The organism is Dyadobacter jiangsuensis, assembly GCF_003014695.1.
Lineage (GTDB): Bacteria > Bacteroidota > Bacteroidia > Cytophagales > Spirosomataceae > Dyadobacter > Dyadobacter jiangsuensis.
Genome location: NZ_PYAS01000003.1, coordinates 470,535 through 496,165 on the forward strand (window position 1 = coordinate 470,535; position 25,631 = coordinate 496,165).

The 25,631-nt window shown below is 53.1% G+C and carries 22 protein-coding genes; 13 read left to right on the forward strand and 9 right to left on the reverse strand.

All coding sequences use genetic code 11. The features are described 5' to 3' along the window. The first annotated feature begins 231 nt into the window (after positions 1 to 231). Both CLV60_RS07860 and CLV60_RS07865 read left to right on the forward strand, forming a co-directional pair. Complete coding sequence (locus CLV60_RS07860; RefSeq protein WP_106594815.1) at positions 232 to 900, forward strand: hypothetical protein; 669 nt, start codon at positions 232 to 234, stop codon at positions 898 to 900. A gap of 88 nt (positions 901 to 988) precedes the next feature. Beyond that, on the forward strand, positions 989 to 1,573 hold the full coding sequence (locus CLV60_RS07865; protein ID WP_229210867.1) for a hypothetical protein: 585 nt from the start codon (positions 989 to 991) through the stop codon (positions 1,571 to 1,573). A 21-nt stretch (positions 1,574 to 1,594) separates the two neighbouring features. Here CLV60_RS07865 and CLV60_RS07870 read toward each other — a convergent pair whose 3' ends face one another. Beyond that, a complete protein-coding gene (locus tag CLV60_RS07870; RefSeq protein WP_106594816.1) occupies positions 1,595 to 2,182 on the reverse strand; it encodes a Crp/Fnr family transcriptional regulator in 588 nt (195 codons plus the stop codon). A gap of 242 nt (positions 2,183 to 2,424) precedes the next feature. Between CLV60_RS07870 and CLV60_RS07875 the strand changes: the two genes are divergently transcribed. The 6 genes from CLV60_RS07875 to CLV60_RS07900 all read left to right on the forward strand — a co-directional run bounded on the left by CLV60_RS07875 (position 2,425) and on the right by CLV60_RS07900 (position 11,874). Further along, entirely contained in the window at positions 2,425 to 3,006 is a 582-nt protein-coding gene (locus CLV60_RS07875) for an RNA polymerase sigma factor (RefSeq protein ID WP_106594817.1), read from the forward strand. 59 nt (positions 3,007 to 3,065) lie between these two features. Further along, positions 3,066 to 4,163 (forward strand): FecR family protein, encoded by a 1,098-nt coding sequence (locus CLV60_RS07880; RefSeq protein ID WP_106594818.1) that lies wholly within the window; start codon positions 3,066 to 3,068, stop codon positions 4,161 to 4,163. A 62-nt stretch (positions 4,164 to 4,225) separates the two neighbouring features. After that, positions 4,226 to 7,546, forward strand: a complete 3,321-nt coding sequence (locus tag CLV60_RS07885) for a TonB-dependent receptor (protein ID WP_106594819.1) — start codon at positions 4,226 to 4,228, stop codon at positions 7,544 to 7,546. Between the two features lie 12 nt (positions 7,547 to 7,558). After that, entirely contained in the window at positions 7,559 to 9,259 is a 1,701-nt protein-coding gene (locus CLV60_RS07890) for a RagB/SusD family nutrient uptake outer membrane protein (RefSeq protein WP_106594820.1), read from the forward strand. 50 nt (positions 9,260 to 9,309) lie between these two features. Further along, positions 9,310 to 10,572 (forward strand): polysaccharide pyruvyl transferase family protein, encoded by a 1,263-nt coding sequence (locus CLV60_RS07895; RefSeq protein ID WP_106594821.1) that lies wholly within the window; start codon positions 9,310 to 9,312, stop codon positions 10,570 to 10,572. 33 nt (positions 10,573 to 10,605) lie between these two features. Further along, positions 10,606 to 11,874 carry a polysaccharide pyruvyl transferase family protein gene (locus tag CLV60_RS07900; protein WP_106594822.1) on the forward strand — a complete coding sequence of 423 codons (1,269 nt, stop codon included), beginning with the start codon at positions 10,606 to 10,608 and terminating at the stop codon, positions 11,872 to 11,874. Between the two features lie 15 nt (positions 11,875 to 11,889). Here the strand turns inward: CLV60_RS07900 and CLV60_RS07905 are convergent, their stop codons facing one another. The 5 genes from CLV60_RS07905 to CLV60_RS07925 all read right to left on the reverse strand — a co-directional run bounded on the left by CLV60_RS07905 (position 11,890) and on the right by CLV60_RS07925 (position 15,322). Further along, a complete protein-coding gene (locus tag CLV60_RS07905; protein ID WP_170118734.1) occupies positions 11,890 to 12,699 on the reverse strand; it encodes an alpha/beta fold hydrolase in 810 nt (269 codons plus the stop codon). Between the two features lie 42 nt (positions 12,700 to 12,741). After that, positions 12,742 to 13,311, reverse strand: coding sequence for a carboxymuconolactone decarboxylase family protein (locus tag CLV60_RS07910; RefSeq protein WP_106594823.1), 570 nt, complete (start codon positions 13,309 to 13,311; stop codon positions 12,742 to 12,744). 23 nt (positions 13,312 to 13,334) lie between these two features. Continuing rightward, positions 13,335 to 13,898 carry a cupin domain-containing protein gene (locus CLV60_RS07915; RefSeq protein WP_106594824.1) on the reverse strand — a complete coding sequence of 188 codons (564 nt, stop codon included), beginning with the start codon at positions 13,896 to 13,898 and terminating at the stop codon, positions 13,335 to 13,337. 20 nt (positions 13,899 to 13,918) lie between these two features. Beyond that, positions 13,919 to 14,557, reverse strand: coding sequence for an NAD(P)H-binding protein (locus CLV60_RS07920; RefSeq protein ID WP_106594825.1), 639 nt, complete (start codon positions 14,555 to 14,557; stop codon positions 13,919 to 13,921). A gap of 189 nt (positions 14,558 to 14,746) precedes the next feature. After that, positions 14,747 to 15,322 carry a Crp/Fnr family transcriptional regulator gene (locus tag CLV60_RS07925; RefSeq protein WP_106594826.1) on the reverse strand — a complete coding sequence of 192 codons (576 nt, stop codon included), beginning with the start codon at positions 15,320 to 15,322 and terminating at the stop codon, positions 14,747 to 14,749. Positions 15,323 to 15,588: 266 nt separating this feature from the next. Between CLV60_RS07925 and CLV60_RS07930 the strand changes: the two genes are divergently transcribed. Then, entirely contained in the window at positions 15,589 to 18,135 is a 2,547-nt protein-coding gene (locus tag CLV60_RS07930) for a tetratricopeptide repeat-containing sensor histidine kinase (RefSeq protein WP_106594827.1), read from the forward strand. Positions 18,136 to 18,141: 6 nt separating this feature from the next. On the opposite strand, the gene CLV60_RS07935 is transcribed toward CLV60_RS07930, so the two are convergent. Beyond that, the gene (locus CLV60_RS07935) at positions 18,142 to 19,560 is read right to left on the reverse strand and encodes a sigma-54-dependent transcriptional regulator (RefSeq protein ID WP_310589287.1); all 1,419 of its coding nucleotides are present in this window, start codon (positions 19,558 to 19,560) and stop codon (positions 18,142 to 18,144) included. Between the two features lie 49 nt (positions 19,561 to 19,609). Here CLV60_RS07935 and CLV60_RS07940 point away from each other — a divergent pair, with 49 nt between their 5' ends. Both CLV60_RS07940 and CLV60_RS07945 read left to right on the forward strand, forming a co-directional pair. Beyond that, positions 19,610 to 20,575 carry a sigma-54 interaction domain-containing protein gene (locus tag CLV60_RS07940; RefSeq protein ID WP_106594967.1) on the forward strand — a complete coding sequence of 322 codons (966 nt, stop codon included), beginning with the start codon at positions 19,610 to 19,612 and terminating at the stop codon, positions 20,573 to 20,575. A 100-nt stretch (positions 20,576 to 20,675) separates the two neighbouring features. After that, positions 20,676 to 20,897: a 2TM domain-containing protein gene (locus CLV60_RS07945; protein ID WP_106594829.1), complete on the forward strand. Its 222-nt coding sequence runs from the start codon at positions 20,676 to 20,678 to the stop codon at positions 20,895 to 20,897. Positions 20,898 to 20,968: 71 nt separating this feature from the next. Here CLV60_RS07945 and CLV60_RS07950 read toward each other — a convergent pair whose 3' ends face one another. Then, positions 20,969 to 21,781: a DJ-1/PfpI/YhbO family deglycase/protease gene (locus CLV60_RS07950; RefSeq protein ID WP_106594830.1), complete on the reverse strand. Its 813-nt coding sequence runs from the start codon at positions 21,779 to 21,781 to the stop codon at positions 20,969 to 20,971. A 40-nt stretch (positions 21,782 to 21,821) separates the two neighbouring features. Next, positions 21,822 to 22,532 (reverse strand): putative quinol monooxygenase, encoded by a 711-nt coding sequence (locus CLV60_RS07955; RefSeq protein ID WP_170118735.1) that lies wholly within the window; start codon positions 22,530 to 22,532, stop codon positions 21,822 to 21,824. Between the two features lie 237 nt (positions 22,533 to 22,769). On the opposite strand from CLV60_RS07955, the gene CLV60_RS07960 reads away from it, so the two are divergent. Together CLV60_RS07960 and CLV60_RS07965 are read left to right on the forward strand one after the other, a co-directional pair. After that, positions 22,770 to 23,807, forward strand: coding sequence for a nucleoside hydrolase (locus tag CLV60_RS07960; RefSeq protein ID WP_229210868.1), 1,038 nt, complete (start codon positions 22,770 to 22,772; stop codon positions 23,805 to 23,807). Between the two features lie 83 nt (positions 23,808 to 23,890). Continuing rightward, on the forward strand, positions 23,891 to 25,594 hold the full coding sequence (locus CLV60_RS07965) for an LA_2272 family surface repeat-containing protein (protein ID WP_106594832.1): 1,704 nt from the start codon (positions 23,891 to 23,893) through the stop codon (positions 25,592 to 25,594). The last annotated feature ends 37 nt before the right edge of the window (positions 25,595 to 25,631 follow it).

Sequence of the window (25,631 nt, forward strand, 5' to 3'; positions counted from 1 at the left end):
TTCAAAGGTTCCGGCGGTCATTCTTTCGCCCAACGACAGGATTTGCCTCCTGAACGTATCCCGGGCCTGGTTGAGGTGCAGATAGGCCCTTTTGCTGTACTTCCGTGCCGTTTTTTGTGGTGTAGCCGCCGGACTACGTCGTACGTCTAAAATCCCGATTTGCTATGGAAATGTTGCGCTTATTCGCTTCCGGAATCCCGTACACAGTTCAACCAGCTCACCGACAACGCCATGCGAAACTTATTTCTTTCAGCCCTGCTCCTTCAATCCCTGTCTTTGGGAGCGTATGCACAATCTGCTCCTCAGGCTGATCTGAGGGCAGACGCCGATTCATCCGGCCCGCAATGGCGGGTATTGACGGATGCCAGGTCGCGTAATACGCGGGTTCAGTTCTTTGGTAAGGATCAGGTCCTGCTTTACGAGGAGGATGTTCCGGAGAAATGGATCAGGCAAAACAAACGAAATCAACGGCGTCTTAACAAACTGCTGGCTGCTATTACGGCTCATCAACTCGTTATCACACGGCTGAAAACCGAGGAAATGCCCGCCGAGCCCGTTAGGGCCGCCCAGCCTCTTACAACGGAAATGCATGAAGGAGAGGTGATTAAAGCCTCCTATCAGTTCCATGTTACCATCAATTCTGCCGGGAAAGTGCGGCTGGCGGTCAATAACCCCGAAAGCCTGAGATACAAAATAGAGATCGCGGATTATCGTGATAAGATTGTCTACCAGGAATTTACGAGCCACGAACAGTACAGAAGGTATTTCGATGTTTCGCCGGTGATAGGCGATACCGCGAAGGTCATTCTGACGATCGACGAAAAGCGCTTTGTCTACAATATCCGGAGAGAACAACGGGGCAGTGCTTACACGGTCGATCCCGTCATTGCGAAGCGATAACCGGAAAGTTTCCTGCATTTTAACTTAGGTGAAAATTTTACTTGACCCAGCTGCGCAATTTTGGAGCAACAAAAAACTTAAAATCAAAATGATGTCAGCTCCAATTCATTCCCGGGCAATTACCAATAGCCAGTCCACTGCCAGGTCATTGCGCAACCTCTATTTTATCCGTGCAGCCTTTTCGCTGAGCTGGGTAACACTTGTTGTACTTTTTGCCAAATCATCTGCCGGTATTGCCGCCATCCTGCTGATCGCCTACCCGGCGTGGGATGTGCTAGGTACAATCCTGGATATCCGCGCCAACCGCAATAGCGTTTCAAAGACGCCTCAGTATGTGAATGCGGTGATCAGCGTCATCACCACGATCGCCGTAGGCATCGCGCTGCGCAGAGGTATTCCTGAAACGTTGGTAGTTTTCGGCCTGTGGGCGATCCTGACCGGGGCGATCCAGCTCGTACTCGGGCTGCGGCGCAGGAAATCGCTGGGTGGACAATGGCCGATGATTATCAGCGGAGGGCAGTCGGTGGCCGGCGGCATTTCTTTCATCGCGCTTGCGCACGATCCCACAATGGGTATCACCAGTCTGGCTGGTTATGCTGCATTCGGGGCATTTTACTATTTGCTATCGGCGTTTCGCCTCGCGAGAACTTCCAGGGATGTGGTCGCCGGTTAAACGGATGTACGTCGCCGTCCATCACCTTTTTACGCGTTTCCGGATACGGCTGAGCGAAGGATTGGTAATGCCAAGGTACGATGAAATATGGTATGCGGGAATCCGCTCGATGATGTTGGGATGCTCTTCCAATAGCCTCAGATAGCGCTCCTCGTTGGAAAAAAACATAAACTCTTCGGCGCGGGTCTGCGCGTAAGAGAAGAAAAGTTCTGCCAGCAGCCTTCCAAATTTTCCCCAGTTGGGATTCGTTTCGTAGAGGCCATTCAGGTCTTTGTAGGAAATAAATACAATTTCCGAATCCTCCATGGCCTCTATGAAATACCAGCACGGATTGCGGGAAATGAAGCTTCTGAACGACACCACAAACTGGTTTTCCGAAAAAAAGAACAGGTTCTTATCCCTGTCCGTCTGCGGATCACGGTAATAGATCCTGAAAATCCCTTTCACCACCAGGCCGAGGTCGTTGCAAACCATGCTTTGCATATTAAAAAAATCGCCTTTCAGGATCTTTCTTGGCTTCCAAAACGGCTGGCTATCGGCAATATCCTTATCCGTCAATGCTTCGAACTTCCTTAAATGTCGTGCGATGATCTCGTTTTTATCTGACATAACATGAACGGTTGATTGGGTAATAAAGCTTCGTTTCGGCATCGCCCGATGGATGTGACGGCAAAAACACCACAAATTACGGATAACCTGTCCGACAAGATTTTCACTTTAGTTAAAATAAAAGCCGCGCGGATGCGGCGGCTACCTTTCAGAGTAAATAGGCCGATCCGGCGTCTCTTAATGCGGACTGGCAGGTTGGTACCTGCCGGCTTCCGACCTTTTAACTAACCCGACCATCCGCGTTGCCCGAATTAACCGAACAAGAGCTCTGGAAGATGTTTCAGGATGGCGATGAAGAAGCTTATACAAAGCTTTATCGTCTCTATATCAAGGATATGTACCGTTACGGATCCAGTCTGGTGGCTGCGTCCGACGCCTTTGTGATGGACTGTATCCATGATGTTTTTACAGAAATGTGGATGAAACGCGAGCGGCTTTCGGTGCCGGTGCATGTGAAATATTACCTGCTCAAAGCACTGAAAACCCGCATTATCCATTTGCTGGAACGGAAGGAGCGGCCCTACACCCCGCTGTCGGAAATCGATGCGGAAATATTCGATCCCGACGATTTCGAAATTCTGGAAGAGCTCGATATGGCCGTGTCGCGGCAAGACAAGCTCAATGTGCTGATCGCCAAGCTGCCGCAACGCCAGCAGGAGGCGATCAAGCTGCGTTTTATCGAAAACCTGAATTACAGCCAGATCGGCGAGATCCTGCAAATGAATACCCAATCGGCCAAAAACCTCGTATTTCGGGCTATCGAGAAGCTCCGGGGCTGGATTGTTCTCCCCGTTATTCACTTTTTTAATATTTTTTTGGGTTAAACTGAGTACTATTTGCCGGTTCCGTCATCTATGTATGAACCAGCACAAAGCAATGTACCTTGGACCATTCACTGGATAATTACGTCACAGCCGATTTTCTGCTCTCGGACGACTTCGTCAGCCATCAGTTGGAGCCTACTCCGGAAACGGCGCAGCTGTGGGAGGCGTGGCTAGCCGGCAACCCGCCCAACCTGGCAGAATGGAACAGGGCAGTGTATTTGCTGGAATCGATCCGGCAGGGACTTAGCCAATATGCCGAACACGTCATTTCCGACGAGGCGATCGAAGCCCTCCTGGCCAGGATCAGGGAAACGAATCATCGGCAGCACACGCCGGTGCGTCGCATCGGTTATTCGCGTTGGGTTGCAGCGGCGGTGTTGCTCATTTTAAGCGGGTTATTTGCTTACTCGTGGCTGGGCACGCAAGGCGCTAAAAGCTACTACACCACCCGCGTGGCTGAGGTGCGCGGCGCATATACGGAGCGCGTGAACCAAAGCAATGCCGTCGAGACGATCGTTCTCCCCGACAGCTCCGTGGTGAAACTCGCTCCGGGCAGCAGGATCAGCTTCCAACCCTCTTTCCACGCCGCGGCAAGGGAAGTTTACCTCTCCGGAGAGGCTGATTTCCAAGTCACCCGTGACGTTCGGAAGCCTTTCCTGGTGTATGCCAATGAGGTGGTGACCCGTGTGCTGGGTACGCAGTTTACGGTGCGGGCGTTCGATGCGGAGGCCAGGGTATTGGTGAATGTCTCGTCCGGTCAGGTGTCGGTTTCAAAGGACGATGGCGTTGTTGAGAAGGGTAAGTCGAAGTCGGCGAGGGGCTTGCTATTGCTGCCTAATCAGCAGGCGGTGTTCTCGCGGCAAGCCGAGGAGTTCAGCAAATCGATCGTCCCGGAGCCGAAAGTGATCGGTACGGCCCGCCAAATGCCTTTGTTCGAATATGATGCCGTGCCGGTAAGCGAGGTTATCCGCGATCTGGAAGGGGCGTATGGCATTTCCATTTTGTACAACAAGGAGCAGTTAAAAAATTGCGAGCTCAGCGCTTCGCTTAAAACCGAAACTTTTGAAGAGAAGCTCCGCGTCATTTGTACGACCATCAATGCCGACTACCAGAAGCTCGACGGCCAGGTAGTCATTCATGGGGGCGAGTGCCGGTAACTTGTGAATCTTAGTGTATTTCAAATATCCCGCCTTGCTGCGGGACAGCTAAACTATTTTCTATGAAAAACCTTGCCGCACATTATGCATTCAAATGCATGAGGAGCACCATAGGACCCGTGTTGCTGGTGCTTGGAATGATCCATCTTTCCTGGGCCCGAAGTGCCGTGGGACAGGAGTTACTTAACCGAAGTATATCCATCACCGTTCAAGGAAAAAGCCTTAAATCGGTGCTGCACCTGATCGAGAAACAGGCCGAGATCAAGTTCTCGTACAGCCCGCAGGTAGTGCCCGTTCAGCAGCGGGTGACATTAAATGCCGACAACCGCAGCCTGGGCGAGGTGCTGGACCTGATCCTGAAACCCGTGCAGGTGCGCTACGTGGTGGCGGGAAGGCAGATTATCCTTTCCCGGGCGGAACCGGAGCAAAAATCCGGAAGCATAGCGCCTCTGCTGAGCCCCGGTACCTCGCCTGTGCGAGCGCAGGAGCGCCGGGTGGAGGGGACGGTGACCGACGATGCCGGAGCCGGGCTGCCGGGCGTGAGTGTGGTGGTAAAAGGCACGCAATCGGGAACGGTGACGGACGTGGATGGTAAATTCGGCCTGGAAATACCGCAGGAGGCTGGTTTTCTCGTGTTTTCTTTCGTGGGGTACCTGCCGCAGGAGGTGGAAATCGGTTCACGTACGCAGGTGACTGTCGTTTTAAAACCCGATACCAAGGCCCTGGAAGAAGTGGTGGTGGTAGGTTATGGAACCGTCAAAAAGCGTGACCTCACCGGTGCCATCGCGAGCGTGAATGTGGAGCAAACGAGGCTTCAACCCAATACCAATGCATCCCAGATGTTACGGGGCACGACGGCCGGCGTACAGGTGACCGATAACGGTCGGCCCGGTCGGGCGGGTGATATCAAAATCCGGGGTACCAACTCCATTTCCGGAAGTACGTCGCCGCTCATTGTCCTGGACGGCATTATCTACGCCGGCGGCAGCCTGGCCGACATCAATCCGAGCGATATCGAGTCGATCGACGTGCTGAAAGATGCCAGTTCGACGGCCATTTATGGCTCCCTGGCCGCGAATGGGGTGATCGAGATCACGACCAAGCGGGGCAAATCGGGCAAGCCGGTGTTTTCATTCAATACCTATGCGGGCGCTTCGGATTATGCATTTTTACCCAAACTGCTGAACGCGGAGCAGTACCTGGCGGCCCGCAAGGATGCCGAAATCGCCGATGGCGGAGCGGTGCCGTTTCAGCCGGTGGAGCTGGAAAACATGGCCGCCGGGCGGTCGATTAAGCCTTTTGAAGAAATCAAACAATCGGCGCCGATGTCGAATTACGAACTGAGCGTGTCCGGCAAGACCGACCGGACGAGCTATTTCTTCTCCGGCGGGTACCTCAAAGCGAAGTCGCCGGTGAAAGGGGACAATTTCAGCCGGATTTCCAGCAGGCTGAACCTGTCGGTGGATGCTACCGACTGGCTGAAACTGGGTGTAAACTCGGGCTTCACCTCGCGGGACGACTCGGGTGTGCGCGCCGACCTCGTGGCAACCACTTATCTGAGCCCCTATGCCAGCCTTTTTCTGGCCGACGGCAAGTCGCCACGCCCGTTGCCGCAGGACATCGGCCTGGTTTCCAACCCGCTGATCGGCTACGCGCTGAATGACCGGAAGTCGATCACCAATGCATTGTTTGCCAATGGTTTCGCCGACGTACGTATCTGGAAGGGCCTTTCCTACAAGCTGAATGCCGCCTACACCCGCACCGATTCCAAAGAATTCAAGTACAACCCCTCGTACGAGCCACTGAACCGGCTTGGCTCGGGTTCGAAGCGACACGGCGAAAAGCAGAATATTACGGTAGAAAACATCGTCAGCTACAAACAGCAGATCACTGCCCGCCAGAGCCTCGACGTGACTTTGCTTTACGGTGCCTACGAACAGAAGGAAGAGTTTTCACTGCTTTCCAGCCAGAACATTTTCAACGACGCATTAGGCTACAATGCATTGGAAATAGGCGAGGGGTTTAATATCGACGCCGGGGCCATTAAAAACCGCCAGCTTTCGAGCATGGCCAGGCTAGGGTACTCGGTTGCGGGCAAATACCTCGCCACGGTGAGCATTCGCCGGGACGGTTTTTCAGCCTTCGGGGCGGGAAACAAGTTTGGGGTGTTTCCGGCCGCTGCATTGAGCTGGAATGTCACAGAGGAGGCGTTTATGCGCGATTTAAAGGAAATAAACTTTTTGAAATTACGTGCTTCCTGGGGACGGAACGGCAACCGCGGTGTGGCTGAATATTCCTCGCTGAGCCAGGTAGAGCAAAAGAACTATGTGTTCGGCGACGGCGGCAGCACATCGGTAGGATTGAGCCCCAGCAGCCTCGCTAATCCGAACCTGGGTTGGGAAACCTCCGAAAGCACGAATATCGGGGCCGATATGCAGGCATTCAACAGCAGGGTCAGCGCGTCGGTGAACTACTACTGGACCCGGACGTATGACCTGCTGCTCAAACAGGCTATTCCCAATACCAACGGGTTCGAGGAGTTCCTGCGGAATGTGGGCCAGACCAAAAACCGCGGTCTGGAAATCGATTTGAAAACTACCAATATCCAACGCGGGGGATTTGCCTGGAACACCAGCATTGCCTTTTCATTTAACCGGAATAAAATCGTGAAACTGACCGGCCGCGACGTGAACAACGATGGCCGCGAAGACGACGATATTGCCAGCGGCTGGTTTATCGGCCATCCGCTCCTGAGTAATTACGATTACGTTTTCGACGGGATTTTCCAGGAGGGCGACGACCTGAGCCTGATTCCGGGTGCAAAGCCGGGCGACATTCGTTTCAAAGACATCAGCGGTCCGGACGGCGTGCCGGATGGAAAGATCACTCCGCAGGACCGGGCGGTGATCAGCAATGCGCAGCCGAAGTTTAATCTGGGTGTAACCAATGTGTGGAGCTACAAGGGGCTGAGTTTGTCGGCGGCATTCAACATCCGCCAGGGTGGGTATTCCAAAATGGATATGCTGAACCCGGGGACAAATTTTTACGATCAGGCCAATTTCCTGGATGTTCCTTACTGGACCTCGGCGAATCCGATCAACACCCGGCCGAGGATCAACTACCGGAATCCGCTCGGCTACGGCTTTTATGAGAGCCGCAGTTTTGCGCGCCTGCAAGATGTTTCGCTTTCCTATAATATTCCCGAAAAACTGTTGAAAGCAGTGAAAATAGGCTCGCTGCAAGTGTACGTAAGCGCCAAGAATCTGGCGACCTGGACCAAATGGAAGGGCTGGGACCCGGAATTCGGCGGCGGCGGCCGGGGCCCGGGCGACAATGGCCCTTTGCTCAAAACCTTCATTGCAGGCCTCAACATTTCTTTCTAAACCTGACCGATTATGAAAAGATACATTACTTTTTTGCTCACCCTGTGCGCGCTCGGACTGACGACCGCCTGCGAGGAGTCATACCTGGACGAAGTGCCGCTGGACCGTTTCAGCCCCGAAAACCTGCTCACCAACGAGGCAGGCTACGATGCCGCGGTGGTGTCGCTGTACGAAGGAGCCAGGCAGGAGCACAGCATTGCGTCCAACAACTTTGAATACATGACCGTAGGTACCGACCAAAGCCAATGGGGCCGGAACGATTCACGCGGCAACAAGGATTACAGCCTCCTGAATTCCAACCTCGAAGCAACGATCATTTACTGGGATTGGGCGTTTAAGCAGATGATCGTCCGGGCGAACCTGATCCTGGACAATATAGACGATCCCGGACTGAAAATAGGGGAAGCCGCCCGCGCCAATATCAAAGGGCAGGCGTTGTTTTTCAGGGCTTACACCTACAACTTCCTGGCGAACGTGTACGGTGGGGTGCCTATCGTGAAAGAACGGATCGTGGAGCCGAAGTTCGATTTCGTGCGCAACGCACGTGTGGAGGTGCTGGAATTCGTCGCGCAGGATCTGGAAGCGGCTTCGGCTTTGCTGGACATGGAGGTGCCTGACGGGAGAATCCCCCGCGCGGCGGCTTTTCACTTGCTGAGTGAGGTTTATATTTCATTAGGTATGGAAAAGAAAGATGATTCCTACTTTGATAAATCCATTGCAGCAGCCACAAAAGTGATCAGTAAGGAAGCCGGCGATTACCAGCTCATGACCCAGCGGTTCGGCAAAGCAAGCGCGCGGCCGGGCGATGTATTTTCGGACATTTTCGCCGACGGGCAGATCAACAAGTCTTCCGGGAACAAAGAGGTGATGTGGGCCTGGCAATTCGAGAACTTCACACCCGGCGGTTACTCCACTGCTACGCTGGCCAATATCAGCATTCGCTACTGGGGGCCGGAGTATGATAAAATCCAGTCGCCCAACGGCACGGCCAATTTGCCCTCCGACAGCCTTGGACGGGGTATTGGCGTCAATTCGCCGACCAACTACATCAAGTACGACATCTGGAAGCTGGACCCGAAAGATATCCGCAATTCGGTCCATAACATCCGCAGGACCTATTATTACAACAATGCGGCGGACAAGGAGTATTTCGGCAGGCCGATCCTGACCAGGAGGGGGGCGGACGGCCAGCTCTATACCATCAAGTCCGACGGGACGCAGACCAAGTTCGTGCTCGATACGCTGCGGCAATATTATCCATACATCCGGAAAATCGAGGGGACGCCGATGGGTAACAACAACCTGAGCGGCAATTCGGTGAAGGATTTCAGCCGGATGCGGGTGGCAGAAACATACCTGCTGCGTGCCGAAGCCTATTTCAGGAAGGGGGATAAAGCCATGGCCGCCGCGGACCTGAACGCTGTCCGCGCCCGCGCGAAAGCCAGACTTATTACCGCTGCCGACGTGACCGAAGACTTTATCCTCGACGAGCGCTCGCGCGAGCTGGTAGTAGAGGAGCCCCGCCTGCGCACGCTCATACGCATGGGCAGGCTCGTGGACAGGGTGCGTAAGTACAATTCAGTGCCCTCTGTCCCGAATGGCCCGTCGTCAGGCTCCACCATCCAGGATTTCAACCGTTACTGGCCTATTCCGCAGAAGGTGATCGATGCCAATACAGGAGCCAAATTCGAGCAGAATGCCGGTTACCGGTAAGGTGGCGCGCTGTTTTAAATCAATGTATCAGCTCAAAAATTAAATATTGCATGCAGTCCAGAAGGTCATTTATCAAATACAGCGTATTGCTATCGGGCCTTGCGGCGGGGCTGGACGCATTCGCCCAGGCAGCGCAGCGCAGCATTCTGCTGAGGTCGTCGTGGCAGGTCGAAAACATTGGCGATATCGGGCACACGCCGGGCGTTATAACGCTGTTGGAGCAATATTATCCCGATGTAGAAGTCCGTTTGTGGCCGGTAGATATCGGCAAGGGCGTAGATGAGATGCTGGCCAAACGTTTTCCAAAGTTGGAAATCATTACTTCGGAAGCCGATGTGAAAAAGGCATTTGCGGAATGTGCATTCATGCTGCACGGCTCGGGGCCTTCTTTGGTGCGGGGCAAAGACCTGGCGTTGTGGAAAGAGCAAACCGGCAAGCCGTACGGCATTTATGGCATTACATTTCCGGGTGTGTACGGCCTGCCCGCCGATCGCTGGAAGTACAGGCCGGAAGATATTTCGATTATGACCGGCGCGCAATTCGCCCTGTTCCGCGACTCGGCCTCGCTCGAATTTGCCCGCGGGAAGGGGGTGGCGTCGCCCATCATGGAGTTTTGTCCCGATGGCGCATTTGCCGTGGATTTGAAAGACGATCAGAGCGCAAGTGCGTTCCTGAAAAGTCATAACCTGCAAGACGGCCAGTTTGTATGCGTGATCCCGCAGCTTCGCTTCACGCCCTGGTGGGAGCTGCCCCGGAAAAATCAGAAACCCAATGCCGACAAACATGCGCGCAACGAGGCCATGAAGGAGCACGACAATGCGCCTATCCGTGCGGCGATCACCGCTGTGGCCCGCCAGACGCCCTACAAAATCCTGATCGTTCCCGAAAACGAAACCCAGATGCGGATCGGGAAAGAAATGCTTTTTGACCCGCTGCCCGACGACGTGAAGCAAAAAACCGTGCTGCGGACGGAATACTGGCTTACCGACGAGGCGATCAGTACTTATGTACGTTCCGCGGGGCTGTTCGGCATCGAAATGCATTCACCCATCATGTGTATCGGCAACCGCATTCCGGCTATCGTTTGCCGTTTCGAGGAGCAAACCAGCAAGGGCATCATGTGGAAGGACATCGGGCTGGGCGAGTGGCTGTTCGACCTCGACCAACCCGGCGATATCGACCGACTCGTGCCTGCTGTGCTGGACATGCTGACCAACAAAAAAGCGACTGCGCAAAAGGTGGACAAAGCTCTGGCATTCGTGCATAAGCGCCAGAAGGAAACCATGGCATTGATGAAACGATATCTCAGTTAGTTTTTAAAAAGGAAGTTTAAATTGTGATCCATCATGTATCTGAAAAACAGAAGAGATTTTATAAAAAATGCGGCCGCGCTAGCGGGAGTGATTATGTTGGGCGAAATAGCGCAAGCGAAGGCCGATCCTACCATCCTGTTTGTTTCGGGCTGGCAGGACGTCAACATCGGCGATATCGCACATACGCCCGGGCTCATTGCATTGCTCAAAAAGCGGCTGCCGAAGGCGAAGCTGATCCTTTGGAAAAAAAGCAAAAGCGACTTTGCCGAAGGTATGCTCAAAAAGCATTATCCCGATTTGCAGATTATTCACGGACAGGTCAGTAAAGATGGTGAGCCGCAATCCGACGAGGTGAAAAAGGCATTCTTGGCCGCGGATTTCTTCCTCCATGGCTCGGGGCCGTCGGTAGTGGCGGCCGATTACCTGGATAGCTGGCAAAAGCAAACCCAGAAGCCCTTCGGTATTTTCGGGGTTACCATCCAGGACATTACGCCCGATCTGAAAAGGATCATTCAAAATGCGTCCTTCATTTTCACCCGCGAAACCGCTTCGATCGGGAAGCTGAAAGAAGCGGGCCTGGAAGGGAAACATATCGCATTCGCGCCGGACGCCACCTTCGCTATGGACATTCACGATGACGCAGCCGCTGCGAAATTTATCCAGGACAACAAGCTGGCCGACCGGAAGTTTATCTGCGTCATCCCCCGGTTAAGGCGGACGCCATACTACAAAATCAGGCCCAACAATGCCGGATGGAGCCCCGAACGCATACGCGAAGTGGACGAGCTCAATGACAAATGGAAGGAACCCGATCATGCCAAACTGCGCGAAGCCATGGTGGCCTGGGTACGAAAAACCAAAGGAAAAGTGGTGGTATGCCCTGAAATGACCTATCAGCTGGATGTCATGGACGAACTGCTGATCAATCCTTTGCCCGAGGACGTAAAGCCTTACATCGTAAAGCACGGCTACTGGCTGCCCGATGATGCCGCATCCCTTTACAAACGGGCGCAGGCGGTGCTGAGCTTCGAATGCCATTCCCCGATCATAGCGGCTACCAATGGTACGCCGTGCTTCTACCTGCGCCAGCCGGAGGATACCATTAAGGGCCAGATGTATTACGACTTGGGCCTTTCCGACTGGACTTTTGAAATCGAGCAAACCAATGCTAAGCAAATCACCGACCGCCTGTTAGAGGTGAATGCCGACTACAATACCGCATTGAAAAAGGTCCGGACAGCCATGAGCAACGTCAGGGAACGCTATAATGCTGTATTCACGATTGTCGGCGAGACGATTTGATACGCCGGACACGGGTCATTTAGCAGCTTTTTCCAGCAAATCTCCCACAGACTTGGGCTGGGCAAGGAAGGGCGAGTGGCTCGTGTTCACTTCGAAAATGGTTTTGATGCCCGCGGCTGCGATCATGCGGTCTTGCAGCCCCGGGGAGATTACGATATCCTGAAGGGTTTTGATATACACCTTCTCCACCGATCCGAAGCCGGCGTCGGTCAATGCGACTGTGTTGGTAAATGGAATGGCGGGTTCGGCGCGATAGTTGGAGACCACCTTATCCTTGGCGGCCTGTGTGCCGTCCGGGATGAACAGGTTGGTAAGTTCAGCCTTGCTCACATCCAGCAGGAGTTTGTCGGCGGATTGGCTCAATGCGGGTCCAAGTTTGGAATCGGGGTCGGAGTTAGCCAGTTCCAGCAGCGACTGGCCATTAGCCGGAAGGAACGCCCCGATATAGACCAGCTTTTCGATTTGGGAAGGTACCTGCTGGGCCACATGGGTGATGACCATCCCGCCCATGCTGTGGCCGACGAGTATCACCTTGCCGTTCGCTGAATTGATGGATTGGATCACCTTGTCACGGTAAACGTCCAGAGATAGCAGATGCGGGGGAGTCTGGTCGGTGCCATGGCCAGGTAGCTCCACAACAATCACTTTATTGCCCGAACTGATCAGTTGGGCACGAACCTCGTCCCATACGTAAGGTGCCTGCCACGCGCCATGCACGAGCACGTAGGTATGGGCGGCAGCGGGTACGTGGTCGTCTTGCGTGCAGGAAGCCATGGCCGAAAGGGCAAATGCTGCCGATAGGAGTATCAGACTGGTGGTTTTCATCTTTTGAATGGAATATGAATGAAATAGGTCTAAGAATCTGGTTTACAGCTGTTTTTCAGGTGCAGGCATGTCGAAACCGTTCAGGATTACGGCAATCAGACTGTACCCGCCAACCAGAAAGTACAACTCGGCCACTCCTTCGCGGCCGAACAGGCTAACAGCATGATTGTATGCGGATTCGGGAACAATACGGCCTTTGACGAGGCAGTTCGCGATGGTATGCGCGACGGCTTCCCGGGCATTGAGGCCATTGGGCATGCCGCCAGCCGCCAGCGATGCGATGATATCCGGGGATAATCCGAAAGCTCCGGCCATGATTTCGTGGGCGTAAAGCTGGAACTTCGCGCCATACAAGCCTCCGACGGTCAGGATGGCGACTTCACGAACCCGTGGGTCCAGCGTGGCATGCGTGTCGAGTGTCCTCAAAAAGCTCAGCGCGGGCACGCCGAATTGCGGATAATGCAGCATAGGCGCGAACGGGCCCAGCAGCGCACCCTGCTCATCGAGCATTTTCACCTGGCCCTGGCTGCCGGAAACCAGGCTGGCGATTTCATCATGCACGAAGCGCAGTTCTGGGCTAAGGCTGTCGGGAATTAATGGTTGGATGCGCATTATTTTATGAATAGTATCGGGTGTTATGACAGGTTGAACTCGCCGTCGATCAGGACAAATGCCATCCGGCACAGGCTACCTGAGCGGTTCGCCCAGGCGTGGTTCGTACCGTTCTGGATCACGATGTCGCCGGTGCGGATAATGGTTTCGCCGCGGTCGAGCACCAGTGTGATCTCTCCTTCGAGCACGATCCCGTAGTCGACGGTTTGCGTGCGGTGCATGAGCGGGTGTGGGGCACCGGCGGCGGAGGTCGAAGCACCTTCGTCGCCCATTGACTTAAACTTCGCGGCAGCGTCGGCACCCGTCAGTTTGCGGATTTCTTCGCCTTCCGGGGGGAATTCGATGACCCGTATGCGTGTGGCGTTCTTTGGCGGAGGCAGTACCAGGCCGGTTTCGTCGGAGTCGTCGGGTTGGCGACGGATCAATGCAGGGGTTTCGAGGGTATGCCATACCTCGACGAAGGTGGGGCCGCCGGGGCCGCCGACAAGCTGCGAGCGAACGGGCGGCGCATCGGAAACGATCACTGCATGCCCATCCGCGTCATGGCCGGTCACAATGCGTCGGAATGTGTTTAGAGTTTGGCTCATGGGTTTGGTTTTAATAAATTCTAAAACGAAAAGATTTCATTCAGCTCGATCACGTGAACTCCCGCGGCAAGAACCCTGGGAGCCTTACCGAGCTTTTGCGCCAGCGTTGCGGTGGGCAGCGAGCGGTACTTTCTCATCAGCCCCAGGCCATTCAGCATAACGAGCAGACCGGTCGTGAAACGCTCAACAGGGCGGTCCGTATGGGTTCGTAACAAATGGCCCGGCCTGAAAATGATGTATTGCTCGAACATCAGGCTGGCGATCTGCTCTTCCAGTTGTCCCTTGATTTTCAGGTAATGCACGCTGCTGGATGATGAAGCGCCATACGACGAGAGCAGCACCGCCCTGAGTACGCCGTTTCGCCTGGCAATGTGTGCGAACTTCAACGGCAGTTCGAAATCGATACGCCACTGCTGCTCCCTGGAACCGGCCGATTTTAGGGTCGTCCCGAGGCAGGAAAACCATACGTCTCCATGAATGTGCGCGGCGAAATTGTCCAGTTCATTAAAGTCGATGATGTGCTCGGTCAGTTTCGGATGCACAATGCCTGCCGAACGACGAACGAAACTGACTATACGTGTATAAGCAGGGTCGGCCAGCAGCACATTGATAAGGTCCCTTCCTGTGGCACCTGTTCCTCCGATGATCAACGCTTTCATGGTTTTCAGCTATCATTGTTATGCAAGCAGGCCCACATTCGGGATACTTTTCCTGATAGCAAAGTTCAGCGGAAGCAGGAAACAAATGGTTGAACCAAATCACTATTAATCTGTGACCGCCGTCACATTCCTCATGGCGCGAAGCGCCGGCAACTTGCTGTTTACCGGGCTTGCAGCTGCCTCAGATCGTTATTCCCGACGATTGGCCGGGTAGAGCCGGCTAAGTGTTTCGCGGCTGATACCCAGGTATTCCGCGATGTACTTTTTAGGTATTTTCCGGATAATTTCGGGATGCCTGTTTTCAAACTCTTCGTAACGCTGCTTTGGGTTTTGGGAAAGCAGTGAGATAATGCGATGCTGCTGGGCCGTATATCCGGTTGTGACTTTCACACGGAAAAAGCGTTCCATCTTGTGCAGCTCCGCCGCCAGTTTCTCACGGGCAAAAAGGGAAAGGCAGAGCACCTCCGCCTGTTCCATGCAAACCACATTCACATTCGATTCCGTCTCATGGAAGAGCGCATTGTAATCGGATAGCCAGGAATTTTCGAGCGCAAACTGCAAGATGTGTTCCTTGCCGCTGTCGTCCACGTAAAAGGCGCGGAAGGCGCCGTTGGCGATCCAGTATTCACAGGATACTTTGTCGCCGGCCTGTATCAGGAACTGGTGTTTCCTGACTTTTTTAACAGTGAAGAAAGTTCTGATATACTCAAATTCAATGTCGCTGACCGGCGTAATTTCTTCAATGTGTTTTCGCAATTTGTCCATATCTGTTGTGAGCGTAGGTGATAACTGAAGTAAAATAATATGGTCACTATACGAAGTTTATGCCAGAATGTAATGGGTTGATTATTAGTATATTGATTAATTTTAATAAAAGTTTTGGATACGATATTTCGCCATTTCTTGAGACTTTCATTTAGTAGCAAAATTTGTTGGCCTCCACCGTATGAAACGCCTTTTAAAGATTGTAATTTGGCAATACCTTCCCGATGAGATATGAATAGGATTGCTCAAAATCAACGAATTACGCTATGAGGCGAAAAGCTGCTTTTGTACTATGCCTTGTGCTGGCTTATTGCCGGATCGCCGGCGCCCAACCGACGGCGGACGGTATCGGAATCGACCGGCAGCCGTTTACGAAACGAGCGGCATGGCTGGCGCAATTGAAGGTCTTAAAAGAGGACACTTCGAAGGTCAACCTGCTGCTCAAAATTGGCGGCATTTATTACTGGAATGATTCGAAAGGCTCGCTGGACAGCGCGGTAACAATCGGCCGTTCGGCGGCTGCGTTGAGCAAATCTCTGAAATACACAAAAGGTTACACCGACGCCTACAACCTTACCTGCAATGCATTTACGAAGAAGAGAGACCTGGAATCGGCCAAGGCCCTGCTGAAAGATGTTTATGGTGAAATGTATGTACGGCTGTTGCTGGTGCTCAGCGAGTATTACATCAACCACAAAGACGCCAGCCCGGAAGAACTTCGAAAGGCATTGCCTTATCTGGAACTGGCCAATAAACAAAGTATCCGGCAACGGTCCAGGAAGTGGATGACGGAAAGCAGTATTGCGCAGGCGAAATATCACTTTCGATTAAGTGAAATGACAGCCGGAAAGAATTGCTTTTACCGCGTAATAAAATACTATAAACAAATAGGGGACAAGGAGCAGCAGGCGCATTGGTGGCAGGAACTCGCGCGCTATATCCCCGATTCGGACAGCACCTATGCTACGGAAGTTTATAGTATCAACAAGGCAAAGGCGCTGTTTCAGGAACTTGGAAATATGGAGGAGGTGGCAACCTGCATTTGGATGGAAGGTTACTATCATTGGCAGCACGATAAACCGGAGCTGGCCGAGAAACTGTATTTGCTTGAATTACAAACATTGCGGACCGCTAAATTGGATAAGGAAGTGACGGCGTCTTGTCAGAGGCTCTCGGGACTTTACGAGAAGCAAAGAAACTATGATAAGGCCATGCATTATGCGCTTCTGGGCTTGAAAAACCTTCAAACCTTAAATGATAGCAGCCAGTACAGTTCCATTTATCTCGCACTCGGGAACATCCATCGAAGCATGGGCAACTATCCCGAGAGTATCAGATATTACAAGCTGGTTTATGCTACAAGCCCGGTGCACAGGGTCTGGACGTATAACCTGCTCCGGCTCCTGATCGATGCCCAGATCAAAAGCGGCCATCCCGACGAAGGCCTTAACTTCCTGCAAAAATTTATAAAGGAGAGAGACACCCCTCAGACTTCGGTGAACCGACAATTGCTGGCATTTGCTTTCGGAAATTGCTATTCCGCGATGAAGCGTTATGCCGAGGCCGAAAATTACTATCTGGAAATGATACGGTTGAACAAAGACGTCGAATACGCGCAAAGATCGAACTCGGGCAAGATGGAGCCGGTGGCGGGAGCGGAAGCATTTTTAACAATCGGGCAGTTTTACGCGAACACGGGAAAGTTTGAACATGCCGCCCGCTATCTCAAGTTGGCACTGGCATCGGAAAGCCTGACACCGACTTTTGAAAGGGACACCAGGCATATGCTTTTTAAGGCAGACTCCGCGGCCGGTAATCTGATGGCTGCCATTCAAAATTACCAGCGATTCAAATTTCTGAGCGATTCGATAGAAAACAATACCAAAAGCAAGGAGGTATCGATTCTGAAAGCCAACTTCAAGGCTGCCCAGAAGGAGAAGGATATCAGACTTTTAACGAAGGAAGCAGCATTGCATAAGGAAAAGCTCGAACTGGCAGCCAGGACCGAAAAATATGCTTATGCCGGATTTGCCGTATTGCTTTGCGTGCTGGGGCTCCTCTACAACAGTTACCGCATCAAGCAAAGCAAGAACCGGCAATTAATGGAGCAGCAGAAGACAATCAGCATCAAAAATGCGTCGCTGATTCAATTAGTGACTGAAAAGGAATGGCTGCTGCGGGAAGTGCATCACCGTGTGAAGAATAACTTGCAGATCGTGATCAGCCTGTTGAATTCCCAATCGGCCTATCTCAAAGAGGAAGTGGCGGTCAATGCAATTGTGGAGAGCCGTCACCGGATTCAGGCGATGTCGATGCTGCACCAACGAATCTACCAATCCGAAGACCTGACGAGCATCGGCATGTCGAGTTATATACACGAGCTGGTTTCATATCTTAACAGCAGCTTCAATACCGGGAAACGGATCATTTTCAATATCCATGTTGAAAAAATTGAGCTTGATCTTTCCCAGGCCGTACCCATCGGTTTGATTTTAAATGAAGCGATTACCAATTCACTCAAATATGCATTTCCCGGTGGAAGAGAGGGAGAGGTACGGGTATCGTTCATAAAAGCTACGGAAGACGATATTTTGCTCAGCATTGCCGATGACGGAATGGGGCTTCCCAGTGCATTCGACGTCGATGCCGTTGAAACGTTCGGTTTCAGGTTGATGAAAGGACTGGCAGAGGACCTGGAAGGAAGTCTGCAAGTACACAGTGAATGTGGTACGACTTTGCAGGTGTTGTTTCCCCACCGGATATTGCAGGCTGCTTCTGCTCCCGATCCGGTGGCAACGGACAGTATATCATAAGGCTGATCAGCCGCTCACAAATCGCCAGCTAATGCCGAGCTTCTTCATTTTGGAAACCAATGTAGGGGCAGGCATATTGAGTATTTCCGCCGCGCCGCCCTTGCCGGAAACTTTCCCGTTACTCTTCGCGAGGGCCGATAAGATCAGGTGTTTCTGGTTGTCGGTTTTCATCGGGTCGGGAAAGTTGACGTCTAAGCCTGTTGGGCCTTCCGGCAGGTCAAAGCACGATATGGCATTCGACGGCGTCAGAATGATCTGCCTTTCAATGACATTTTCCAGCTCGCGGATATTGCCCGGCCATGGATACTTTTGCAGTTTGGCGAGGGCACCCGGTTCGATTTTTTTCGGCAGGTTTTGGGATAACCGGGCATGCTTTTTCAAAAAGTAATCGGCTAACTCCTGGATATCGTCTACCCGTTCCCGCAGCGGAGGCAGGGTGATGGCGAACACGTTGATCCGGTAATACAGGTCAATGCGGAATTTTCCGGCGCCGACCTCTTTGTAGAGATTGCGGTTTGTGGCTGCGATAATGCGAATGTCGAGTTTGATCGTGCTGCGGCCGCCAATGCGTTCGAGCTCTTTCTCCTGGATAACGCGCAGCAGCTTGGTCTGCGTTTCGAGGGGCATTTCGCCGATTTCGTCCAGGAATATACTGCCGCCCTGGGCTTGCTCAAATTTGCCGATCCGCCTATCCGATGCGCCTGAGAATGCCCCTTTTTCGTGCCCGAAAAGTTCGGATTCAATGAGGCCGGGTGGAATAGCGGCGCAGTTGACTTTGATGAGCGGCTTGTGTTTTCGCCTCGAAATCTGGTGAATGGCCTTTGCTATGCCCTCTTTTCCCACGCCGGTTTCGCCCAATATCAGCACGGTAGTGTCCAAAGGAGCCACCTGGCTTACCAGTTCGAGCGCTTGCAGCAGTTTGTCGCTCGACCCGATGATTTCATTAAACTCCTTCGGCTTTCGCTGTCCCGCTGTTTCGGGCGGCTGCACGTGCAGGAGCGCTTGCCCGGTTGCGGACTGGTACCTGTAAATAGCGATATCGAGCGCCACCAGGATGTCCTGTTTTTTGAAAGGTTTAACCAAAAAGCCGTCCGGCTTGGTCGTTTTGGCTGCATCCAGTGTCGCAGGGTCAGAATTGGCGGAAATATAGATGAAAGGGATTTTTGCCCGGGAGAGAACGGGTGCCAGGTCAATGCCGGTTTTGGGCCCTTTGAGAAATATATCCAGCAATACAATGTCGGGCCTGACGGTCGCCAGAAGGTCCAGCGCCGCGTCCACGGATTTGGCGATGCCGCAAACGGAATGCCCTGCACTTTCGAGGATCAGTTTCAGATCGTTCGCTTCGATGAACTGGTCTTCAACGATAAACACTTTCAAACCCATGTAGTCGCTTTTCTTGGGGGGAGATGTTTGACTAAAATACACAATTGGCGACAGTTTCTTTTCTAAATTGGGAGATTATCAGCCCGAAAACATGGAACACATTGAGTACCATCCGGAAATCATCGGCGCCACAACCGCCATGGTCAAGCTCCGGGAACTAGTTTCGCAGGTGGCACCGACGCCAAGTACTGTGCTGGTGCTGGGCGAAACGGGCACCGGAAAGGACCTTGTGGCGAAAGCCATTCACCAAAACTCGTTGCGGAAGAATGAATGGATGATTACCGTGAATTGCGCGGCACTGCCGCCCGATTTGATCGAAAGCGAATTGTTCGGGCATGAAAAAGGGAGCTTTACAGGCGCGACAGAACGCCGTATCGGTAAATGGGAGCTTGCTGAAAACGGTACCTTGTTTTTGGATGAAATAGGGGAGTTGCCGTTGGCTGTACAAGCCAAGCTGCTCAGGGCTTTGCAGGAAAGAGAGATCGAAAGAATAGGCGGAAACGAAGTCATCAGAACCGATGTACGCATCATAGCCGCTACCAGCAAGGATCTTGCCGAGGAAGTGCGGCAGGGAAGGTTCAGAAGCGATCTGTTTTTCAGATTGAACGTGTTTCCAATCAGCATTCCGCCATTGCGGGAAAGGAAACAGGATATCCGGTTGCTAGCGGCCCATTTTTTGAAAAAACATGCCGTACGAAACGGACGGAAGGTACTGCGTATAGCAGGGAAAGTGATCAAGATACTGACGGCACACAGCTGGCACGGCAATGTGCGCGAGCTCGAAAATCTGATCGAACGAAGTGTGTTAATGACCCCGGGACCGGTGATCGATCAGGTTTTTCTGTCGCTGGAAGATCAAATCCTGGACTCGATTATGGTGGGTAACAGGGTTAAGACGATTGACGAAGTTGTCCGCGAGCATGTTTTACAGGTACTGAAACTGTGCGACGGAAAAGTGGCCGGGCCCGGCGGAGCTGCGCAAGTGCTGCAAATGCCGCCCACGACCCTGCATTCGATTATTAAAAGGCTGGGCATCCAAAAAGTATATGCCGAATAGTGTGATCCTGCGCACACTTTTTCTGTGATTCAGCTCCTTGGTCCCCGCGTGTGTTGATGGGTAAATTTGGTATTCTTCACCTATCCCCATCCACTTTTGTATGACTAATCTTACGAACTGGGATGCGACAGCGAAAGAGAAGGCACGGAAGGGTTTTCGAATCCATTTGCTCGCCTTCGTGCTGGTCACACCCGTAATCTGGCTTGTTTGGTACTTTACCGGTACGTCGTATCCATGGCCGTTGTGGTCGACCCCGGCATGGGCTGTCGGGCTGTTGTTTCACTACCTGGGCGTGTTTGTTTTCAGCAAGCGCACCAGCTGATGCCGGGGTGCCCGTGTAACCAAAGAGCCCGGCCTGATTGTCAGGCCGGGCTCTTTTCACTTTGGTCCCACTCAACGTTTGGTAACGCCGGATTCTTTTGTGAGCCAGCTTTCGACGGCCTTTGAAAAATCGGCCACGTCGATCGGATGCCGGCTGGTAATGATATTCCCGTCGGTCACCACGGGCACGTCGCTCACAATCCCGCCGGCGTTGGTAAGGTCGGTTTGAATGTTCCAGTATCCCGTCAGTTTCCGTCCTTTCAAAATATCGGCCGACGCAAGTACTACCGGGGCGTGGCAGATCGCCGCAATCAGTTTGCCCGATTGGTTGAACTCCCTGATGTAGCGGAGCACGTCCTTGTCGTACCGCAGGTTGTCGGGGTTCCAGGCCCCACCCGGAATAAATATCGCGTCGTATTCGTCGACTTTGATTTGATCAGCGGTCCGGTCGACTTTCACCCAACCCACCGGATTCAGGTATTGAATGGCCATTATGTGGTTTTTCGCCATCTCGGGCGTGCTAAGGCCGTATCTGGCCGGCGCCGGGTTGAACTTCGGCGCGACGATATCTACCTGTGCGCCGAGTTGCCGGAAATACCAAACCGGGCCCAGAAGCTCTATTTCTTCGAAGCCGTCGGCGGCTAGCACAGCCATTTTTTTGCCTTTTAACACCGTTTTATTTTTAATCGGTGTGAAGAAAAAGGCTTTCAGTGCTTCGTTGCCCGGTGCATTCAGTAATTGCGAAACGGGCATGGAAGATACTGCCGCGTTGGACGATAGCTGGTTGATCACTTCGAGCTCGTGCGCGCTGCCCGACTGGGCGCTCGCTTGCATGAAGCCGAGCGGAAGCGCCAGGCTCCCCAGTAATAGCATGTTCTTTTTCATTGCGTTGACATTTGGTTAAGGTATTGGTTGGGAAAGTTGGCTACTCCCGCGTCAGCGGCGCGATTTCCACCAGGTTATGCAGTCCATTTTGGAATGGCGGCTGCTTTACATTCGATTCGAGGTATTCGATCACGGGTTTGACGGGCGGGAAGTTGAGGTGGTATTGAAACGCGTCCCTGCTCCTGAATTTTTCGTATGTGACGAACTGTGTACCGTCCCCTTCGATTTCGGATAGCTGGTAGGTTACTACGCCTGCTTCGCCGCGGAACTTCGGCATGGCAATGTGGTAAGTGTCCTTAAACTGCTGCTGTGTGCCGGCGCGCGCATCTACAAACAGCATGACCGTCAGCGGCTGGTCTTTGCTGTCTGGCGCTGCCCGCCACTGTTTTTTGGTCAGAGGTTCCAAGTCTGTGAGATGGTAAGCTTTCGGAGGCTCGGTGAGTGCGGTTTGCAGCAATGCTTGCAGTGCTTTGCTTTGCCGGCTTCCGGCGAATTTTTCCAGCTCCTTGGCACTGCTCCATCGTTCGATCAGCCAGAGCACCGAGGGTTTGTTTTCCTCCTGGTATGCTTCGGCCATCATGTTTCCCTCCAATCGGATCGCGGTGGAAACGATTTCGGTCAATGCTGCTCTGAATTCGGCGTCGTGGCCTTGTTTTACGTCGTACCGGGTAAGCCGCGCGACCACCGGCTTATCTGCATTACCGGCTACTCCGGCTAACAGGCAGATGACCGTCAGGATGATTTTGCCCATATCAGGTGATGTTAAGATGTGTTCTGATTTGCACGATGCATTCATCGGGATACTCACCTCCTGAAAATGCGTCTGTGATTGATACTTCAAAATTAGGGGCAGCGCATAGGCCAATCGAAGGAGTTGAATCACAAAAAAAGTGTGATGGGAATCACGCATATTGCTTTTTCTAACCGGACTTTCTTATCTTTTACCTGTTTAACCTTCTCCCGGATTTTTACTAATCCTTCATTACCCATGCCGATACATAAACTGATTAACAGCTTGCAAATCACCGCTTGTTTGGCCCTGTTGCTGGGGTCTGCCGGTGTTTACGCCCAGGCGACGCAAATGCCGCTGACCATTACTCCGCGCACGAGGGTCATTATTGATAACGACCTCAGCGGCGACCCCGACGGCCTTTTTCAGGTGGCCCATGCGCTGATGTCGCCGTCTGCGGAAATCCGGGCGATCATCGGGTCGCATCTGAGTGTGAACGACGGCTTCGATCCTTCAAAAAAGCAGGCGGAGAATGCGGCTGCCAAAGCCAGGGAGCTCATCGGGATCGTGGGCGGTGGTAATGCTGTGCAGGTATTTGCCGGCTCCAATACGGCCATGCCGAACGACTCGACGCCCGTTAAGAATGCTGCCGTGGATTTCATCATTGCCGAAGCGATGCGGACGGACACCAAGGCGCCTTTGTATGTGGTATGCGGGGCGGGGCTTACCGAAATAGCCTCGGCGTTGCTTACCGAGCCCCGGATCGCCGGTAAACTGACGCTGATCTGGATCGGCGGGCCGGAATACACAGACCTTGCTGTGCCGCCGCCGGGTTACTCCCATGTGGAATACAACCTCAATATCGACAAGGCTGCCGCGCGGGCGGTTTTCAACCGGTCGGCCGTGCCAATCTGGCAAATTCCGAGAAATGCTTACCGGCAATGCCTGATGTCGTACGCGCAACTGCTTTTGAAGGTGAAACCCCAGGGGCAACTCGGTGCGTACCTCTACCAGCAGATCGCGGGAATCCTTTCCAGGCTGCAACAATACGGACTGAAAGCCGCCGAAACCTACGTGATGGGGGATAGCCCGCTGGTATTGCTGACGGCTCTTCAGGCCCAGTTCGAGCCCGACCCTTCTTCCAGCGATTACGCCGCGAGGCCTGCGCCGCTGATTTCGCCCGACGGACAGTATCTGCACAATCACAAGGGCCGTATGATCCGCGTTTATACCCGGCTGGATACTTATCTGATGTTCGAGGATTTCTTCGCCAAACTGGAATTGCGCGGCCATTAGCAGCGCGCAAAAGACTGTAATTTTTCCGGTAATATGCGGATGCTGGTAGATTGTGGACTAGTTTTGGGTTTTGATTCATCCATATGAATTGCCCGATATCTGCCAAGGCTGGAAATATCAAACTGACCAGGACCCTCATTACGATCATTAGAACCTGCTGGGCCTTCATCACCGGCGGTACCGGAAATGCGGGGGCTATTTGCTTCGTATTGTGCGCCTTGTCGCCGTTCACCGCGAGCGGGCAGCAATGGCTGGATAAGCCGGTCTCCGTGCAGGTAAAAAACGTTCCGGTCAAAGATGCATTATCTGCGATAGCTCAGCAGGGCGGGTTCCAGTTCTCTTACAGTGCCGATTTGATTCCCGGCGACAGCATTGTGAGCGTTTCGGCACACCGCCAACCCGCGCGAAAAGTGCTGCATTCGGTGCTGGGAGGCAGGTTTCAGTTTAAAGAGGCGGGCAGGTTCGTGATCATCCAGCGGGTGCGGGAAGAGCGGTACGGTTACATTACCGGTCGGGTGCTGGACGGTGAAAGCCGGCTGCCTGTTGATTATGCCAGTATTTATTCCGAAAAGCATCTGGAAGCGGCCCTGTCTGATGACGAGGGGAAATTCCGGATGCGCGTCAGCAAATCATCGCTGCCCATCGCTTTGACTATCAGTAAGCTGGGTTACGCGGATACGGTCCTGTATATGTCCGACCTCGCCGTCGTACCCGACGTTTACATTCAACCGAAAGCGATTGAACTGGATACATTTGTCGTCCGCAAATCCGACGAATCGCGCTTTTGGCTGGCGCGGCTTTTTGTCTCGTCACGCTTGCGGGCGCACAGCCGGAACATCACCCGTTTTTTTGCGACAGCCCCGTTTCAAGTCGCGCTTACGCCCGGACTGAGTACGCACGGGAAACTGGCGTCGAAAGTGAGCAACAAGGTGTCGGTCAATATTTATGGCGGTTATAATGGCGGCCTGGATGGCGTCGAAATCGGCGGACTGTTCAATATTTCGAAGGGCAATGCCCGGTATTTACAGGTGTCGACGACATTCAACCTGGTGACCGGCAATTTCACCGGTGCCCAGCTAACCGGCCTGATCAACCAGGTATCGGGCGAGGTGAGAGGCGTCCAGGCAAGCGTTTTGAACAATACAGCCTGGAAAACGACTAACGGCGTGCAGCTGACAGCGCTGATCAATGTAAGCCTGGGTGGTATGCGGGGCTTGCAGCTGGGTGGTTTCAACTATGCGCGGCGCTTGCAGGGCGTGCAAATAGGGCTGGTTAATGTCGCCGACACTTCTTCGGGGTTTAGTTTCGGGTTGATCAACTTTGTCAGAAAGGGCAGCGGCTCCATTTCGCTGTCGTCCTCCGAGATCGCGCCTGCGTCGCTGGAATGGCGATCAGGAAACCGGCATTTGTACAACTTTCTGGCCTTTGGTATAGGATCCGCCGCGTTCGGGACACGGCCTGTGGCAGGTTTCGGATATGGACATGATTTCCACCTCAACCGGGCGCTCAAAATGGAAACCCAGCTGTCGGCGATTAAGGTTTTTACCTCCGATAAAAGCAATGCATTCTTCATCCCCAGGTTCCAGAGCAGCCTGGTTATTCGCTTCGGAAATCACTTCTCATGCTTTCTGGGTCCGGCAGTTTCACTGGCAAACCGTCCGAAATTATCGATGCTCGCCGGTGAACAGGCATCGCTCAGCCCGGGATTTGCCCGGTTCAATGCCGGTGGGAACCGGCTTGGCTGGGTAGGAGGTAATGCAGGTATTCGTTGGCATTACAGGGAATAGGGAAAGCAATAATTTTGACAGACCCGCCCTTAAATGC